This is a genomic window from Kineosporia corallincola (assembly GCF_018499875.1).
GTDB lineage: Bacteria > Actinomycetota > Actinomycetes > Actinomycetales > Kineosporiaceae > Kineosporia > Kineosporia corallincola.
The window spans coordinates 167,304-184,104 of the sequence record NZ_JAHBAY010000014.1 but is presented as its reverse complement, the minus strand read 5'-3'; the positions used below and the strand labels follow the sequence as shown (position 1 = coordinate 184,104).

The 16,801-nt window shown below is 68.0% G+C and carries 18 protein-coding genes; 7 read left to right on the top strand and 11 right to left on the bottom strand.

Going from position 1 to position 16,801, the window contains the following annotated elements; genetic code table 11:
• Window positions 1-30 precede the first annotated feature (30 nt).
• From KIH74_RS28630 to KIH74_RS28615, 4 genes are all read right to left on the bottom strand, one after another.
• Entirely contained in the window at window positions 31-291 is a 261-nt protein-coding gene (locus KIH74_RS28630) for a type II toxin-antitoxin system Phd/YefM family antitoxin (protein WP_214159483.1), read from the bottom strand.
• Window positions 292-428: 137 nt separating this feature from the next.
• Entirely contained in the window at window positions 429-1,796 is a 1,368-nt protein-coding gene (locus KIH74_RS28625) for an MFS transporter (RefSeq protein WP_246573269.1), read from the bottom strand.
• Window positions 1,797-2,179: 383 nt separating this feature from the next.
• Entirely contained in the window at window positions 2,180-2,914 is a 735-nt protein-coding gene (locus KIH74_RS28620; RefSeq protein WP_214159481.1) for an SDR family oxidoreductase, read from the bottom strand.
• Between the two features lie 154 nt (window positions 2,915-3,068).
• The gene (locus KIH74_RS28615; RefSeq protein ID WP_281431499.1) at window positions 3,069-3,911 is read right to left on the bottom strand and encodes a helix-turn-helix transcriptional regulator; all 843 of its coding nucleotides are present in this window, start codon (window positions 3,909-3,911) and stop codon (window positions 3,069-3,071) included.
• A gap of 93 nt (window positions 3,912-4,004) precedes the next feature.
• Between KIH74_RS28615 and KIH74_RS28610 the strand changes: the two genes are divergently transcribed.
• Window positions 4,005-4,685, top strand: coding sequence for an SDR family NAD(P)-dependent oxidoreductase (locus KIH74_RS28610; RefSeq protein ID WP_214159479.1), 681 nt, complete (start codon window positions 4,005-4,007; stop codon window positions 4,683-4,685).
• Window positions 4,686-4,862: 177 nt separating this feature from the next.
• Here KIH74_RS28610 and KIH74_RS28605 read toward each other — a convergent pair whose 3' ends face one another.
• Window positions 4,863-5,402: a hypothetical protein gene (locus KIH74_RS28605; protein WP_214159478.1), complete on the bottom strand. Its 540-nt coding sequence runs from the start codon at window positions 5,400-5,402 to the stop codon at window positions 4,863-4,865.
• Window positions 5,403-5,480: 78 nt separating this feature from the next.
• Complete coding sequence (locus KIH74_RS28600) at window positions 5,481-6,200, bottom strand: SDR family oxidoreductase (RefSeq protein ID WP_214159534.1); 720 nt, start codon at window positions 6,198-6,200, stop codon at window positions 5,481-5,483.
• A gap of 87 nt (window positions 6,201-6,287) precedes the next feature.
• On the opposite strand from KIH74_RS28600, the gene KIH74_RS28595 reads away from it, so the two are divergent.
• The 3 genes from KIH74_RS28595 (at window position 6,288) to KIH74_RS28585 (ending at window position 8,964) form a co-directional block, all read left to right on the top strand.
• Window positions 6,288-6,854: a TetR/AcrR family transcriptional regulator gene (locus tag KIH74_RS28595; RefSeq protein WP_214159477.1), complete on the top strand. Its 567-nt coding sequence runs from the start codon at window positions 6,288-6,290 to the stop codon at window positions 6,852-6,854.
• A 341-nt stretch (window positions 6,855-7,195) separates the two neighbouring features.
• Complete coding sequence (locus KIH74_RS28590; RefSeq protein WP_214159476.1) at window positions 7,196-8,050, top strand: helix-turn-helix domain-containing protein; 855 nt, start codon at window positions 7,196-7,198, stop codon at window positions 8,048-8,050.
• Window positions 8,051-8,169: 119 nt separating this feature from the next.
• Window positions 8,170-8,964, top strand: a complete 795-nt coding sequence (locus KIH74_RS28585) for a hypothetical protein (protein WP_214159475.1) — start codon at window positions 8,170-8,172, stop codon at window positions 8,962-8,964.
• Window positions 8,965-9,026: 62 nt separating this feature from the next.
• On the opposite strand, the gene KIH74_RS28580 is transcribed toward KIH74_RS28585, so the two are convergent.
• The 4 genes from KIH74_RS28580 to KIH74_RS28565 form a co-directional block, all read right to left on the bottom strand.
• Entirely contained in the window at window positions 9,027-9,224 is a 198-nt protein-coding gene (locus tag KIH74_RS28580; protein WP_214159474.1) for a DUF397 domain-containing protein, read from the bottom strand.
• Window positions 9,225-9,279: 55 nt separating this feature from the next.
• A complete protein-coding gene (locus KIH74_RS28575; RefSeq protein ID WP_214159473.1) occupies window positions 9,280-9,963 on the bottom strand; it encodes a hypothetical protein in 684 nt (227 codons plus the stop codon).
• Between the two features lie 246 nt (window positions 9,964-10,209).
• A complete protein-coding gene (locus tag KIH74_RS28570) occupies window positions 10,210-11,151 on the bottom strand; it encodes an alcohol dehydrogenase catalytic domain-containing protein (RefSeq protein WP_246573267.1) in 942 nt (313 codons plus the stop codon).
• An 83-nt stretch (window positions 11,152-11,234) separates the two neighbouring features.
• Window positions 11,235-12,269 carry an NAD(P)-dependent alcohol dehydrogenase gene (locus KIH74_RS28565; protein ID WP_214159471.1) on the bottom strand — a complete coding sequence of 345 codons (1,035 nt, stop codon included), beginning with the start codon at window positions 12,267-12,269 and terminating at the stop codon, window positions 11,235-11,237.
• Between the two features lie 101 nt (window positions 12,270-12,370).
• Between KIH74_RS28565 and KIH74_RS28560 the strand changes: the two genes are divergently transcribed.
• From KIH74_RS28560 to KIH74_RS28550, 3 genes are all read left to right on the top strand, one after another.
• The gene (locus KIH74_RS28560) at window positions 12,371-12,925 is read left to right on the top strand and encodes a TetR/AcrR family transcriptional regulator (RefSeq protein ID WP_214159470.1); all 555 of its coding nucleotides are present in this window, start codon (window positions 12,371-12,373) and stop codon (window positions 12,923-12,925) included.
• A gap of 502 nt (window positions 12,926-13,427) precedes the next feature.
• Entirely contained in the window at window positions 13,428-13,688 is a 261-nt protein-coding gene (locus KIH74_RS28555; protein WP_214159469.1) for a type II toxin-antitoxin system Phd/YefM family antitoxin, read from the top strand.
• The gene (locus KIH74_RS28550) at window positions 13,685-14,101 is read left to right on the top strand and encodes a type II toxin-antitoxin system VapC family toxin (RefSeq protein WP_214159468.1); all 417 of its coding nucleotides are present in this window, start codon (window positions 13,685-13,687) and stop codon (window positions 14,099-14,101) included. Before KIH74_RS28555 ends, KIH74_RS28550 begins: the two co-directional genes overlap by 4 nt.
• Before the next feature lie 219 nt (window positions 14,102-14,320).
• On the opposite strand, the gene KIH74_RS28545 is transcribed toward KIH74_RS28550, so the two are convergent.
• Window positions 14,321-16,699, bottom strand: a complete 2,379-nt coding sequence (locus tag KIH74_RS28545) for a hypothetical protein (RefSeq protein ID WP_214159467.1) — start codon at window positions 16,697-16,699, stop codon at window positions 14,321-14,323.
• Between the last annotated feature and the right edge of the window lie 102 nt (window positions 16,700-16,801).

The following is a 16,801-nucleotide window of genomic DNA, read 5'->3' as shown; positions in this document are numbered from 1 at the left end:
TTCGTGTCGATCAGGGCCTGCCGTGATCGGTCAGCGCTCATACGCACCGCTTTCCTCATGATCAGCTGCCACAACCTGGTCCGCCCGGCAAGCATCGAGGTCGCTGGTCGGTGAGTTACGGGACATCGCTGCGAACTCCTGACGCGAGACGAACCGGCGCCGAAGAGGAATCAATTCGCCGATCTGGTGACCGTCTCGCGTGACCGTGAAGGTCTGGCCGTGCTCAACTTCATCCATGATCTCTCGCGACCGAGATCGCACGTCGCGTGGGGTCATCTCCAGGTTGCCCATAGATGCATAGTGCCACCGCGTGCCACGGTTGCCCTTGGCTACCATTACCTACGCAAATCCGGCCCGCGAGTTCGCCCTCGTCATCTGCACCGTCTACCGATCGGTCGTGCGTGGATCGCTGCAGCTGCCGCTCCGCTTCAGTGACGAAAAGGTCGGGCACGAATCGACTTCGTCGGCGTGCTCGCCCCAGCGACCAGCGGTGGAACACGGTCTTCCTCGCCTCTCACCCGAGCCCGGCGCAGGGCCGGGACCATGAGACACAGGACGGCGGCGACCCAGGCCAGGGCCGCGAAGGCGACCACGGCGGTGCTGGTTCCCCACCAGTCGGCGACCACCCCCAGGGCCGCGATGGACAAGGGGGTGAGGCCGAGGTTGACCAGCATGTTGACGCTGCTCACCCGGCCCCGGTACTCGTCCGGCACGCCCGACTGGGTCAGTGCCGTGGTCATGATTCCCAGAGGTGCGCTGACCAGGCCGACCAGCGCGGCCGCGGCCACGGCCACCGGGAAGCGTTCGATCAGGCCCAGCGCTGCCAGGCCGGCGCCTTCCAGCAGGCAGGCCAGGGCGATCCAGAGGCCGATCCCGCGGTCGACGTGGGTGCGCAGCATGGCCAGCGCTCCGGCTGCGGCGCCGACCCCGAACCCGGCCAGCAGGGTGCCGATGCCCCCGGCGCCCCAGTCGCGGTCCTGCGACAGCAACGCCAATCCCACGTTCATCGGGCCGACGAAGGCCAGGTTGACCAGCAAGGTGACGGTCAGGACTGAGCGCAGGACAGGGTGGGTGGCCAGGTAGCGCAGGCCGTCCTTGAGGGAGGCGAAGTATCCGGTCGGTGCTCCGGGGGCAGCCGGAGCAACCTCCCGCGGTCGCACGGTGCGAAGAAACAGCATGGAGACCAGGAACGTGAAACCGTTGACCACGCAGGCCAGCCACAGGTTCCCGGCAGCCACGACGAGCCCGCCCAGGGGTGAGCCGAGTGTCAGGGCCGCGCGCATCGCCAGTTCGCGAAGGGCGCCGCCGCTGGCCAGTTGCGAGGTGTGCAGCAGCCGTGGTCTCAGCGAACCCGAGGCGGGCATGAAGATCGCGTCCGCCGCCCCGAACACGAGGCTGATCACCACCAGCAGCATCACACTGGAGTGCTGCACGGCGATCGCGGCGGCGGCGAACATGACGGCCGCGCGCAGCAGATCGCTGCCGATCATCAGCCGCCGGGCGTCGTAGCGGTCGGCCAGCGGGCCACCCAGGATCATCAGCACCAGCCGCGGGACGGCCGAGACGGTGAGGATCAGCCCAGCCGTGGCCGGCGAGGCGACCTGCACCGCCGCCCACGACAGGGCGACGAACCAGACTTGGTCACCGACGACGGAGGCGGCCTCCCCGAGCACGAACCGCCGGAAACCGGGTTCCCGGTACGCCGGACGGAGCGCTGGTGAAGACGTCGGGTCGGCAGGGTTCGCATCGGGCCCGACCGAAGTGACGGAGGCGGAACCTCGTCGGTTCGCCGGCATCATCAACTCCCTCGTTTGCCGGAGCACTCGTGGGTGGGTGCCACGACCGGACTTCGGGACCCCATGCTGCGGCCGAAAACATTCCGCTACAACACGAGCTGGAACAACCGGTAGCTGCCACGGCATCCGCGACACGAGCAGTAGCTGTGTGGGACAGATCAGGGCAGGGCGAAGAAGAACGTCTCCCGCCGGCGGATCAGGCCGTCCGGGCCGACCTCGAGGAAGCCGGCGAAGCGGTCCTGCGCGGGGCCACCGACGCACAGCACCCTCCGGGCACGACGAAGCTCCGTCGTACCGCGCCTTCTTGAGACCGGCGCGGTCTCCGGTCCGTCACCGGGGACCGCGCATCGGTTCAGCTCTTGCTGACCCGGCCGAGACCCGCCTCAGACCCGCAGCAGCCCGCCGTCCACCACGAACTGCGCCCCGGTGACGTACGATGCCTCGTCCGACAGCAGGAAAAGCCCCACCGCAGCGACCTCTTCGGGTGTGCCGACCCGGCCCAGGGGCACCTGCTCCAGCAGGGCCGACTCGAAACCCGAGCGCTGTTCGTCGGTCATGAAGTGCCGGAAGTTCGTCTGTGTGGCCCCCGGCACCAGCACGTTGACCCGGATACCGCGCGGCGCCAGCTCGGCCGCCCACACCTTCGCTGCCGATATCAGCGCCGCCTTGGTCGCGGCGTACAGCGCCGTCATCGGCGCACCCTCGTAGGCGGAGGTGGACGACGTGACCACCACCGAGGCCCCCTCGGCCAGATGCGGCGACAACCGGGCCAGCTGCAACGCCGGAGCCCGCAGATTGACCGCCGTCATCGCGTCGAACGACGCGGCATCGACGCCCTCCAGCGGCCCGACCTCCGCGTAACCGGCGTTCAGCCACAGACCGTGCAACGGCTCCCCGCCCACTGCCTCGACGAGCGCGTCCACCGAGGCAGGATCAGCAGCGTCATTGCGCAGAACAGTTACCGAAGGCAGCTTTTCGGATACCACCGCCAGACGTTCCGGATCGGTACCGGTCAGCGTGACCCGGCCACCCTCGTCCACGATGCGCTGCGCACCGGCCAGGCCGATCCCACTGCTGCCCCCGGTCACCAGCACGTGCTTACCCTCAAACCTGGCCATGGAAGCCCTCTCCCGTCGGTAGCGGTGAACTCGCTCAAGGCTACCGAACTGGAGAGAGACGACCGCTCAGCCCCGGAATCATCGCAGCAGAGCAGTGACTCAGGGGGCGACAGCATGCTGAGCACACGCGGGGCCGTCGATGATCCGGCCACGCTCATTCCCACGCGCCCTGGAGCCCCACCACCCGCAGCAGGTCGAGCTTGCGTTCGTCCTGCGTGCCCGGCGCGGCGGTCATCACCACGATCAGCAGGCCACCGGTGCCGCCGGTCAGCGTGTCGCAGTCCAGCACGATGTCGCCGACCTGCTGGGTGTGAATGATCTTGTGGCTGGTCTGGAACTCGCCGACCGGCGCGCCGTTCCAGCGTCGGGCGAACTCCGGGGACGCTTCCAGCAGCCGATCGACCAGGTCACCGACGTGCGGATCGCCGGGATACTGCCCGAGCGCCAGGCGCAGGTGCCCGACCAGGCTGCGGGCGAACGACTCCTCCTCGGCCGGGGAGTGCGTCACCGGCATCGGCGGGCCGGCGAAGTACTGCCAGATCAAGTTGCGGTCCAGCCCGGTGCGCACCGACGGGTCGCCGAGCAGGGCGGCCCACATCGGGTTCCACAGCAGCAGGTCGTGGATCGGGGTGAAGACCGCGACCGGCAGGTCGGCCAGGCGGTCGACGATCCGCCGGACGCTCGGGGTGACGTGGGACGGCAGCAGGCCGCGGCCCGGAACCGCCGCGCCGGCCACCCGGAAGAAGTGGTCGCGCTCGTCGTCGTCCAGGCGCAGGCCCCGGGCGAGGGCAGCCAGAACCTGAGGTGAGGGGTTGCGGGCGCGGCCCTGTTCCAGCCGGACCACGTAGTCGACGCTCACCCCGGCCAGCAGCGCCAGCTCTTCCCGGCGCAGCCCGGGCGTGCGCCGCCCCAGGCCGGGAGCCAGTCCCGCCTGCTCCGGGGTGACCCGGTCCCGCCAGGCCCGCAGCACCTGTGCGAACTCATCCACACCGGCCATGATGGCCCGGATCGCCTCCGGGCGGGTGGTACTGCCGGTCCCACCGTCGACGGATACCTGGCAGCGGGGTTCTCGTCGTCCCACGGTGGGGACATGACCACAACCCTGGTGACCGGGGCCAACAAAGGCCTCGGTCTGGAGACCACCCGCCGCCTGATCGAGGCAGGCCACACCGTTTACGCCGGAATGCGCGACCTGTCCACCGGCGAGGCGGCCCGCGCGCTCGGCGCCGTCCCCGTCCAGCTGGACGTCACGGACGACGCGAGCGTCGCCCGGGCCGTCGCGTCCCTGACCGAACTGGACGTCCTGATCAACAACGCCGGAATCCCCGGCACGAAGTGGGATTTCGACGACCTGGACGCCGACGAGATGCGTACGGTGTTCGAGACCAACGTGTTCGGGGTCGTCCGGATGACCCAGGCCGCCCTGCCGCTGCTGCGGCGGTCGTCCGCACCGGTGATCGTGAATGTCACGTCCGGGGTCGGCTGGCCCCGGCTGCTGCTGGACGAGAAGGCGGACGAGTTCCCGGTGAATCTCGTGCCGTACGCCTCGTCGAAGGCGGCGGTGATCGCGCTGACCGTGCAGTATGCCAAGAACCTGCCGAAGTTCCGGATCAATGCCTCCGACCCCGGTTACACCGCAACCGATTTCAACGGCCGGTCCGGACATCAGACGGTGACCGAGGGAACGGACGCGACGGTGGCCCTGGCCCTGATCGGCCCGGACGGACCGACCGGCGAGTTCCGCAACCGGCACGGCCTGATCACCTACTGAGGCACCGGGTCAGAAGGCCGAATGCGCCGACTCTGGCGGTTTACCCTGGCAGGTAAGCGTTTTTCAGATCACGCTGATGGTGTCATCGCGGATACCAAGGTGTTTCGTCGTCCTTGATGTGAAAGCACCGACGGGGAAGCTCCCCACCCCCGCGGGGTGGGGAGCCGAGCCGCCCGATCAGCCCTGGGCGATGTCCGGGGTACCGACCGAGTGCACCCCGGCGGCGAAGTCCGCGACGGTCGCCTCGTCCCACTCCAGGCCCCCGGGCAGCTGGAAGATCAGCGTCCGGTCACCCGACGGCAGCAGCAGACCCGTGCTGTCACCACCGGAGAAGTCGAAACCGGTTGCCGTCACATCACCGACCTTCACCTCGTGGGCGTTGGGGCGCGTGGTCGACAGCTCCGCCTCGTTGGCCACCGTGACCAGAATCTTGCCCTCGAACTCGTTCGGGTCGCGGTCGGAGGCGTCCTGCGCGGCCAGCACCAGCTTGCCGGCGTCAGCCGCCAGCACGTCCCATCCGGCAGGCACCTGCTCGATGCTGAACCCCTCGGGCTGCTCCCCCTCATAGGCCGTCAGCTCGGCCGAGATAGCCTGCGTGGGAGCAGCTTTGGTGGTCGAATCGGAACCGGGAAGGACGAACGCGACGACACCCGCGGCCGCGGCGAGCGCCACGGCGACGGGAACCAGGACAGTGCGGCGGGAGAAAGAGATACTCATGCCCACTCGACGGAACGAGCGAGCGCCCAGGTTGCATCACGCCGTGAGCACCGGCCGGCTGCCGGCTCAGATACCGGCTCAGTTGCCGCCGAGGGCGGCGAAAATCCGCTCGTACCGTTCCTTCGGGTCGAGCTGGAGGCCGGACTTCACGAACTTCGCCCAGTCGTCGGCCAGCACCTCCTGCGCACCGGACTCGATCGCGTCGAGGCCCGCACCGGCCAGCTCGGCCGGGTGGATCTTCGGCGCCTGGAGGCTCTTGCTCATGTCGGTGTCGACCAGACCCATGTGCACGCCGACCACGTGCGTGCCCTGGGCGGCGAGCTCCAGGCGGGTGCTGTCGGTCAGCATCCACTGCGCCGCCTTCGACGCGGCATACGCGCCGCCCACCGGGGTGGAGAACCAGGACAGGGCGGAGACGACGTTGAGAACTGCGCCGCCCCCGTTGGCCCGCAGGATCGGGGCGAAGGCGCGGGTCAGCAGCAACGGGCCGTAGAAGTTGGTCTCCATCTCCCGCCGGATGCCCGCCTCGTCGCCGGTCACCAGGGCGGTGCCGGTGGAGATCCCGGCATTGTTGATCAGGATCTGCACATCACCCGCGCGCCGAGCGGCGGCCTCGATCTGGTCCCGGTCGGTGACGTCGAGCCGGATCGGCTCCACGCCGTCGGCCTCGATCGACGTCACGTCCCGCGCGGCGGCGTAGATCCGGCCGGCCCCGCGCTGCTTGAGCAGCCGGACGAATTCCGCGCCGATGCCTCGGTTCGCGCCGGTGACCAGCACGACAGCACCCTTCAGCTCCATCACGAACCCCATTTTGTAGCGATCACTATTGATTGACGCCGGGGACGCTACCACATTGCATAGTGATCGCTACGTTATGATGGGCGCATGGCCGGCCGACCCCGCAGCTTCGATCGCGACGCGGCACTCGCAGCTGCCGTCGAGCAGTTCTGGCGCGACGGCTACGACGCCACGTCCATCGCGACCCTCACCGCGGCCATGGGCGTCTCCCCGCCGAGCCTCTACTCCGCGTTCGGTGACAAGCACCGCCTCTTCGAGGAGGCGTCCGCCGCCTACTTCCGGCTCACCTGCGAGGGACTCGACGCCGCCGCCGAGCTACCGACAGCCCGCGAGGCCGTCGTGCGCATCCTCGACGACACCGCCCACGCCCACACCGACGCGGCCACGCCCCCCGGCTGCCTGATGCTGACCGAGCCCCGGCTCACCGGCCAGCGACAGGAACTGCACCAGCGCCTGCTGGACCGGCTGGAGCGCGGGGTCAGGGACGGCGACCTGCCACCCGCCACGAACACCGAGCCCCTGGCCGCGTTCCTCGTGGCGGTCCTGCGCGGCATGTCCGGCTGCGCCCGCGACGGCGGCACCCTCGAAGACCTCCAGGCGATCGCCGCGACGGCCATGGCGGCGATCCCGGCGCAGCCGGAAAAGCCTGCCTAACAGCCGTTTTCACCGATCAGTTCGGCGGTCGGCACAGCACGGCACACCACGGACGACGAGAGGGACGTCACGCCGCCCCGACTTGCACCGGCGTTCATGGGGGCAGGTGCGAGGTCCATGCCGTCTCATCGCGCCAGGACATCGGAGAGCAACGCACAGTGACCTCGCGCGTGCCGATGAGGATGAAACGGCCTCGTCGAACCGGTCGATTCCATCCCAGTGTGGTGACGACCCGCGTAATTGGGATGCTCCCGTCACGTTGAGGTACAGTCCCCACCTGTTGGCAGATTGCGGTGTCGGCAATGTGCCACCCGCGAAGGACAGGCCCGGGGAGGGGCGGCATGACGCCGGACGAGACGTGGATCGCCGAGACGCCGGCACCGACCGTCTGCCAGCAGATCCTCGCGCACCGCCTCAGGTCCCGGCGGCTCGAGCTGGGTATGAAGATCAGTGACGTCGCGGCCCGGCTCCGGTTCTCCTCCTCGAAGATCAGCCGGTTGGAGACCGAGGAGCGCATCGCACAGGTCGAGGACGTGCACACCCTCGCCGGCCTCTACGGGTTCTCCGGCGCCGAGACCGCCGAACTGGTGCAGCTCGCGATCGGCGCCCGGCAGCGCTCACCGTTCAAGGACTTTCACCCGGCCTCCCCCGAACGCGACTACCTGGAACTCGAGGTGGTGGCCCGCCGCGTCCGGGCGTTCGACCCGAACCTGGTCCACGGCCTGCTCCAACTGCCCTCCTACACCAGCGAGGTGCTCCACGGCCGCGGAATCCTCGAGCACCAGCGGATCCTGGACTCGCGAGCCGTACGCCAGCGACGCCTGACCGGGGTGAGTCCCCTGCCGATCGAGTTCGTGGTGGGCGAGGCAGCCCTGCGGATGAACACGCAGGACCCCACGGTGATGCAGGACCAGATCGCACATCTTCTGGCTGTGAGCACGTGGCCCAACGTCGTCCTCCAGGTGCTGCCGTCCTCGGCCGGCCCTGCGATGGGACGGCTCGAGGGCTTCAACATCCTGGAGTCCGGCAAGGAAGGACTCGCCGACGTCGTCTACGTGGAGCTCCTGACCCGCCAGCTCATCATCGACGAACGGGATCAGGTGAGCCGGTACGAAGATGCGTTCCAGTCCCTGAGCAAGCAGGCGCTGACGTCCGAGGAGTCCCGGGATTTCCTGGAGTCGATCCAGAGGCAGTAGAGAACACCCGACGACCACCTCACCGAGCACCTGAGCATCCTGGCCAGGACCGCCCCGGCCACTTCACTTTGCAGACATCGGCATCCAAGCAGTCCGACCGTGCCCAGAAGGATGAGACCGTGAGCGTACCGCGAGGCTTTGCCGCTCGAGACGGGTTGTACGGCGCCGGTATTCGCTACCGCAGGCCCCAGCACCTCGCGAGCTCGGACGGCCGTCACTACGACGCCGAGGTACAGAAGCTGCTGACGAGTCTGGTGGAGGAGATCGAACGCCAGACCCTCCTCACCACCGATCGGCACGAACCGACCGCACCGACCGAGGCCGACATCGACGCGGCCTTCGGAGTCGCCATCCTGTCCAGGATGATGAACAGGCAACTGCCGGCATTCTCCAGGCTGGAGAGCCTGTTCCGCCCCGTGCTCAAGGTTCGCTATCGGCTGCCCGAGACGTGGGCACCTTCGGTCGTCACCTACTTCGAGGATCGCACGGCCGAGCTGATCGGCAGGTGGGCGACGGAGACGGACCGGCTGTTGCTCGACGACCGCTCCCTGGACCCGGGGCAGGCCATCGAGAACGCGCTCTATGCGGTGATCAGCGTGCTGCGCGTGCGTGCAGCGCAACAGGCAACACCGCCGGCGGCAGCGGACATCGAGACGGCGGACACGAAGCCGATCACGTGGACGCAGCGCTTCCTGACCGGATTTCGCATCCGGATCTTCTGGGCATGGCTGCGCTCCTCACTGCGCCGGCTGTGCGGAGCGATCCTGATCACGATGGGCGGAGTCGGTGGTCTGTGGACGGCCGTCCAGAAAGAGCTGCTGGACGAGGGCATCGACGGGCCCGGCCCGTGGGCGCTGGCCCTGGTCGTGGTCGGGGCCGTGGTCATGCTGGCAGGTGGGCGCTCCGCCGATTGAGCCCTCGGGACCAGCAAGGAACCGCCCTGTGGACGCCCCAGGGACAAGACATCCCGACGTGATCAGACGACCGGTCCCCCGGCGAGGTCGTCGAACTCGCCCGCCTTCACCGCCAGGACGAACGCCAGCCATTCCTGCCGGGTGTAGCGCTGGGGAGTCGCTGCCGGGTCCTTGGAATCCCTGACCAGAACATCCGTTTCGTCTTGCGCGACCTCGAGGCAGGAAACCGAGTTGCAGAAGGACGATCTTCTCCAGTTCATCTGCCACCTCTGCCTGATGAGACGAGACACGCGCCGGGTGCCGGGGCGCCGCCCCTCAACGTGATGCCGCTGAAACGGTGCGCCGGCCCAGACAGTTCAGCCACTGCGTGTGCTGTTCGAGCACGGAGAGCGGCAACTCAGCCCCCTGCGTGAGGATACGCGTGCGAATGGACAGGTGATCGCGCCAGGCCGCCACGTCTTCCCCGGTCCAGATGCCCAGTTCCTCGGCGAAGGCGATCTGCTGATGCAGGGGCAGGGCTGCCGCGACGTCGGCACCGAGCCGGTGGGCGAGCCTGATCCGCAGCGCGGCCAAGGAGCTTTCGAAGGTCTGGAGAAAACGGCTGAGCACCTCGGATTTCGGCGGCACGGTCCAGCCGGGAGAAAGACCGATCAGGCACATGTCGAGCTCTGACCGCACCGGCTCACCGGACTCCACCGGCCCAGGGACCGATACGGCGCGGCCTCGACCCCCTCGAAGCCGTGCAGCCAGGACCGCAACCGTGACCAGTATCGATCCGAGCGATACCGCGCACAGCAGAAAGGCGCCCAGCAGGGTGATGGCCATCTGCACCTGACCGGCGAACCACCCGATCAGGGTGGCGGCCGGGACGATGACCACCCACGTTCCCGCGGCCAGCACCAGGACGGCGTGACGGGGTCTCAGGTCCAGACGGCTCGACCAGCGCCGCACGGCTGATGCGGGCCGAGGCCGGGCGTTCAGTGATGAAGCGAACACCATCAGGCAGCCCTTCCCGACGAGACGTTGACGGCCGCGCTCAGTACGACGGTCGCGCTCAGTGCAGGGACCAGCACGAACCTCATCTTCACTACCGACTGATACAAAGTATGACAAGTCGGCGCCATCGTGGGGCCGTTTCGCGCGATCGTCTGCCCGCGAGTGCCGTCACCCCTGCCCAACCCGGGCGACCGGCACTCACCGGCGCAGCTCTCCTGGGCCAGGCCGCTACTCACGACGTCCGTGTGCTCACTCCACGAGAAGCACGATCTTCCCGTGCTTTCCGCCGGCCGCGAACCGCTCGTAGGCGGCTGCCGCCGCCTCCAGCGGGAAGGTCGCGGCGACCGGCACGGTGACCGCACCGCTGGCGATGAACGGCAGCACGGAACGCTCGACCGCCCGGGCCGTGGCTGCCTTCTGCTCCAGCGGCCGCGCCCGCAGCGTGGAGCCGAAGATACGGGCCCGCTTCACCATCACCTGTTGCAGATTCAGCTCACAGGTCGGGCCCGCCCCGACCCCGATCACCACGATCCGCCCGTCCAGGTCGAGGGCCTTCAGGTCGCCCGGCAGATTGGGCCCGCCGACCAGCTCCAGCACCACGTCGAAGGGGCCGTGCTCCTCAAAACCCTCCGGCGCCACCACCTCCGCCCCGAGCGCCGCGACCTGCTCCCGGGCGTCCGGATCGCGAACCGTCGCCGTCACGCTCGCACCGGCGACCCGGCCCAGCTGGACCGCGGCGCTGCCCACTCCCCCGGCAGCGCCGTGCACCAGCAGGCGCTCGCCGGCCCGCAGCCCGCCCTGGGTGAACAGGGCGTCATGCGCGGTGGTGAACACCTCCGCCACGCCGCCGGCCTGCGCCCAGGGCAGCCCGTCGGGAACCGGCATCAGGATCCGCTCGTGCGCGACGCACAGCTCGGCCTGCCCGCCACCGCCGAGAATGCCCATCACCCGGTCGCCGATCGCGAACCGGCTCGCGCCGGGCCCCAGCCCGACCACCTCACCGGCCATCTCCAGGCCGGGGATGTCGGCCGGGGCACCGGGCGGCGCGGCGTAGGCACCGCGCAGCTGGAGCAGGTCGGCGCCGTTGAGCCCGCAGGCGCGCACCCGCACCAGCACCTCGCCGCCGCCGGGTTCCGGCGCCGGCCGGTCGGTGACGTGGATGGCCCGGTCGCTGATGGTCACGGCGCGCATGGTGATGGTTCTGTCCTCCGGCTCGACGGTTACTCCGGCCGAACGACCATAACCGCAGGCCCGGGCCCCGGCGACTTCCGGGCTCAGGCCTTCATGTCGACCACGAAGCGGTACTTGACGTCGTTCGCCTCCAGGCGCTTGAGGGCGGTGTTGAGTTCCGCCCGCCCGACCGTCTCGATGTCTGCCGTGATCGCGTGCCGGGCGGCGAACTCGAGCATCTCGCGGGTCTCGGCGGCACCGCCCGCTCCCGCCCCGGCGAGCGACCGGCGTCCGAGCACCATCGCGAAGGGCATGACGTCGAACGCCGGGGGCAGCCCGACCGAGACCAGCGTCGCACCGGTGGTGAGCGTCTGCATGTAGGGCGTCAGGGGGTGCGTGACCGGGACGGTGTCGAGCAGGAGGTCGAAACGGTTGCCCTGAGCGGCCATCTGGGCCGGATCACCGGAGAGGACGACCTCGTGGGCTCCCAGCGCCAGTGCGGCCTGCGCCTTGGAGGCGGAGGTGGTGAACGCGACCACGTGCGCGCCGAGGGCGCGGGCGAACTTCACCCCCAGATGACCGAGCCCACCGATACCGACGATGCCGACCGTCGTGCCCGGACCGGCGTCCCACTGCTTCAGCGGGGTGTAGACCGTGCTGCCGGCGCACAGCAGCGGGGCGACGGCGGCCGGGTCCAGCCCGTCGGGGATGCGGAAGACGAAACGCTCGTCGCAGACGACGGTCTCGGCGAAGCCGCCGCGGGTCACGCCGCCGCCGTGACGGTCCTGGGCGTCGTAGGCGGCCGTGGCGATCTGCTGGCACATCGACTCCTGCCCTGCCCGGCAGGGCGGGCAGTCGCGGCACGAGTCGACGACCGGGCCCACACCCACCAGGTCGCCGAGAGCGAAAGTGCTGACAGCGCTGCCGATCTCGACAACCCGGCCGACCGTCTCGTGCCCCGGCACGAGAGGGAAGTTCTGCCCCCAGGGACCGATGCTGTGCAGGTCGGTGTGGCAGACCCCGCAGAAGAGCACGTCGATGCGCACATCGTGCGGACGGGCGTCGCGCTGCTCGTAACTCCAGGGCCGGAGGGGCCCGCCGCGCTCGAGGGCGGCATGGGCCTGGACGGTGATGGGCATGGGAACGCTCCGTTCAGCAGGTAGGTAACCAACTAGTTATCCACCTTTGCAGACCTCACCCCGCCAAAGCAACTAACTAGTTACCCACTATGCTGGCGCCCATGCCCGGAGACTCGACCCGCACCCGGGGCCGCATTCTCGAAGCGGCCACCGCCGAGTTCGCCCGGCACGGCATCGCGGGCGCCCGCATCGACCGCATCGCCGCCGCCTCCGGCAGCAACAAGGCCCTGATCTACAAGTACTTCGGCAACAAGGACCAGCTGTTCGACGCGGTTTTCGACGGCATCGTGGTGCAGACCATGAACGACGTCCCGATCGACGGGCACGACCTGCCGGGCTACGCGGCGCGCCTGTGGGAGTGGTACCGCTCGCGTCCGGACATGCTCCGCCTCGGCCACTGGGACGACCTCGAGCGCGCGGGCATCGGCATGACCGCCCCCATCGCCCGCCAGGCCGGCGCCGACAAGACCGCCGCCATCGAACAGGCCCAGGCCGACGGCACGGTGGGCGACTGGCTGCCGGCGGAGACACTGCTCCAGATGATTCTCCAGATCTGCCGCACCGGTCTCACCACAGAAACCCCCGAGGCCCACCGCGCGGCGGTCGCCAACGCGGTGCGGCGCCTCACCAGCCCGCACGCTCCGTCCACGGACTGATCCCCCGAGCGGCCTGGATCCGATCGGCGACCAGAACAGCATCCGGCGCGTCAGTCTGCGCCTGGTCATGTTCGCCAGCGCTTCGGATCTCGGCCGGAACCGGCAGTTCACGTGGGGCCGGGCGTGCTTGACCGAAAATGTGGGACGCCCGGGGTCACCGGCCCCGGTGCCGGCCGGCTTTTCGCCGGCGGAGATTTTCAGGACCGATCCATGGGCGAGCGGAACAGTTGGTCGAAGGTAGAGGGAACTACATGTGCGGCGTACCTGCCGCAGTCCTGATCGGCCATCGAACGATAAACCTCGACGATCTATGCGTTTTCGGCGAACCCATTGCCGACGTCACCGGCCAGCCGCAGCGTCGGCTCTCGACGTAGAACCCGGGCCTGCCGAGGTTGCCGCTGGCTGTCGTAGAGCTGGCACCGGACTCGACGACAGCCAAGTTAGTTCGGCAACTGTTCGGGGCAGAAGGCAGACACGTGCTACGCCGCGCTACACTAGCTTCATGGACTCAATCAGCCAGCGCGAGATGCGCAACAACTCTGGCGAAATACTGCGCCGGGTGGCCGAGGGCGAATCGGTCCTGGTCACCAATAACGGTGTCCCTGCGGCAGTTCTGATGCCGGCAGGATCGGACAGCGACAGTCGGCTGACCGCTGCTGGACGTCTGCGGCACGGCACGGGGTTCGATCTTGATGCTCTGCCGAAGCCAGTGTCAACAAAGGTCTCTACGGCTCAGTTGCTCGCGGAAGAACGCGGCCAGTGACTTACGTGGACACCTCTGGGCTGGTCAAGCTTCTCATCGCGGAGGCCGAGACGGCGGCGTTAGGCGAATACCTGTCCGAGGCACCGGACCGCCCCACCTCGAGCGAGCTGAGCATCGCCGAGGTGACGAGGACCGTGGCGCGTGCCGGGGTTGGTGCAGCAGCGGCTGGGCTTCTCCTGCGCCAGTTGGATCTGCTGACCATTGACGAAGCGAGTCTCTGGCGGGCGGGGCGGTTACCCTCTCCCGCCGGGACGTTTCTCCGCACCGCGGACGCCATCCATCTGGTCGCAGCGATGGAGCTGGGTGAGAGCGAGTTCCTGACATACGACCGCCGGCAGGCTCAGGCCGCCGCCGACCGCGGGTTCGCCGTGATTGCTCCGGGCCAGCCGAAGGACTGGTACCTGGCTCCCTGACCAGGACCGTACGACGCCCTCGAAACCGGATCCATCCCATACTTCAAGCTGGGTCGGCGCACACTCCGGTTCGACCGATCCGTCGATTCGACCGCTCCGACATGCAGCAGTGGCTGGCATCCCGCAGCCATGGGGAACGCTGAGATCCCGGTTTTGCGCTCGATTCGGTGGCCAGCGATACCTGCGGTCAGTCGTTTTAGACGTACCTGGCGCGCAGCGTCACCCGGTGCGTAGCCCGCTCCCGGTGATGTCCTCCTTGAATCCGGCAAGGCTGCATCGGCCCGAGGAGGCCTGGGAGGGACGGGACAGCACCTGTCCTTGCACCTTGACCTGAACACCGAAGTCATCCGGTCCGTCGAACAAGGGAATCATCCGCAGCTCGAAGTCGCTCTGGACGTTGAGTTTTTCGTTCCGCGGACCGCAGGTGGCGGGATGGGTGACGCTCCAGGTTGCCACGTAACTGCCGTCCGGCTCCCGGCTGAACCGAGCGCCCTTCCAGAGGTTTGAAGGAGAACCATCTTCGCTTGCGGAGGATGAGCTCACCTCGAAGGCGCAACCCAGCCGACAGACCTCCACGACGATTTCTCCGGACAGTTGGCTCTCCCCAGCATTCTTAATCTGCCAGATCTCGCCGTTGGACTGAGGCATGATCTGGCCCCCGGGAAGGGTCGCGGGGCGAAGGACGGGCGTACCGACCAAGGTGCTTTCTTCCGGCGCCGGCGCCACTCGCAGAACGACGGCGACCATGGCCGAGACCACCGAAGCAGCAAGTACGAACAGTGAGACTCGCAGCGCCGTCTTGCGTTCGCGACGTGCGAACGCTTCTGGCCGCGGGGTCTTCACGACGGGATGGTCATTCGAGGCGGGGCACTCGTCGCAGGCCTCGTCTCGTTCATCATTCAGACCCGAGCAACCACCGTCGTCTTCCCAGACCATACGCCGCTGCCCGGGCACCTCACGGGCGGGTGGGTCCGCCACAGTCCGGCTCTTCAGGTCCAGGACGGCTGGGTCAGGCACGAAGCGAAAGTAGAGCCAGATCAGCAGCGACAGGATCCCGAAAGCGGCTAGAAGGACGATCGAGACCATCGCGTCTTCACGGCTGCCCCACCATACGGGCGCCCCGGTGAACATGATCCACACGTACAGAGCGACCAGGGGCAAGTACAGGGCTGTCCAAAACCCGCGCCGGAAACGGAAAATACTCTCGCCGTCGAGGAATTTGGCCGGTATCAGAGCGAAGACCAGTCCCTGAAGCCCGGCGAAGAAGAACGAGGAGAGCCACTCTCCCAACCAGCCGGATCGCACAATTTCTGCCTGTGACTGCGAGTTGAATACCCAGGCCAACAGAGCGGTTGCCAGCAGGCTCCCGCTGCCCGCGACGGTGGCGTAGGCGGCACGGCGGGCAGAGACGACGACGGACCGAGAGGCGATGCTCAAGCCGTAAACATAGGGCGGGAAAAGACTTCCCAATTGAGACATCGCTCCGGTCATCAACGCTAGGGCTAGTCCGGCCGGCACCACCCTCCACCGGCTGAGCGCGCCGGTCAAGCTGCCCGTGGCCACGGCGTATTTCGGCAATTCATAGACCAGCACCACGGCCAGCACGGCGGTGATGCCAGATGCTAGGTTGCCGATGGAGGCGCCGCCGTAGAACAGGCCAGCGGAGGTTAACCACAGGCAGAGTAGCGTCGTCGTGGCCCACATCGCCCAGGCGCCTTTACCCTGAACCGTCCAAGCGATCACTCGGGTTACCCACCGGCGCAATATATTTAGGACGGGACGACGCTGCCGCCGGGAGCTGACGGAACGGCGTCGGCGCAACCGAACGCGGTGCCTGTTCCCTTCGATAGTCTTATTGACGATCTCCGCAGGAAATCCCACCGCTGCAAGGACTACCGGTGAAACTCCGACGGCAACCAGAACGGCGCCCGTGCTTACGTCAAGATCACTGATCGTGGGCGCACGCCCCTGTTCGATGTCGACGCTGACCGCGTTCCCTGACACCGACATGGTCCACGATGCGCTCGGGCGTGTGGTTTTCCCGTCCGAGAGGCAGTCGATCCCGCTGATGTTCCCGCCCGCCGTGATCACGTTCCATCCGCCGCGGCTCGCCCACTCAGGCCAACGGAAGGACTCAATCGAGTGGGCTTCCTTGCCCGGCGACGGTGACTCTCTCTTGGGCGGGTCATCCGATCCCGGATTGAAGGGGCGGCCGTGGTGCTGCCGGAAGCCTTTCTGACCCTGGTAGAAGGTCAGGCCCACTGAATGGAGGATCACGCTGCCCGCCGCAGCGCCGCACCCCCAGGTCGTTGAGTAGCCGCCCATGTCCTCACGGGTCCAAGACTCAATCGTCACTCGTTCACCCGGCCGAATGTGTTCGTTGAGGATCCGGTAACGGGCCGTCGTCCTGAAATAGGCGGAAGCGCTGACCGTGCCGTTGGCCGAGACCGGGCGGATCTCCGTCACCACGGTCCGGAGGTCATTGGGCGTCTTCCGCGTGGTGGCCATCGCCGGTAGCGCCAAGCAGCACGTCATGAAGAACGCCAAGATCGCGATTCGTCCGCTGCGTCGAACGGGCCAGTGACTGAGGCTGATCATGGATGGCATACCCTCCCCCAAGGCCGCGCCTACCTCCTTGGCACGTTAGCCGCCATCCTGTCGGCTACGCCGCAGTACCCGATATACCGCTCGTCAACGCGC